Below are 486 nucleotides of genomic sequence, written 5' to 3' on the forward strand. Positions count from 1 at the left end.
ACAAAACTAGTGAGGTCCGTAAACGGCGGCTGCGCTATGCGCGACTCACTAAAAGAGATCTGGAGAACAATCAGAAAGGGAATTAAGAAGAAGACAAGCAGCCAAGAAAACGGTAACAGAACGACCAGTTTCTTGCCCGATTGTTTCAGTGTTTGGGTAAATACTTGGGCGATATTCATGAGTTCAGCATAACTCCGCTATCGTCAGCCCAGTATACATACACCTCATCTTCCCAACTGAGGCGAGGACCATCATCAACTTCTGACCAACGATCACTGTTGGCCATTGATACGAGTACAATTTTTTCGTTTGCTAGTTCAACATGATAAATCGAATGGCTTCCAAGATAAGCAATATCTTTAATCGCACCCTTCGCCCAGTTATAAGGCTGATCCGGGGCACGGCGCTTAATTTGGATTTTCTCAGGTCTGACTGCGTAGGCCATTGGCATACCCAAACTACCTACCACACCATGCGAGGCATGAA

The 486-nt window shown here is 45.9% G+C and carries 1 protein-coding gene; it reads right to left on the minus strand.

Going from position 1 to position 486, the window contains the following annotated elements; all coding sequences use genetic code 11:
* Window positions 1-175: 175 nt before the first annotated feature.
* Window positions 176-486 (minus strand): TOBE domain-containing protein (locus A3739_RS07940; protein ID WP_156502460.1); only part of this gene is annotated, 311 nt, incomplete at its 5' end.

The organism is Oleiphilus sp. HI0067 (genome assembly GCF_001635735.1).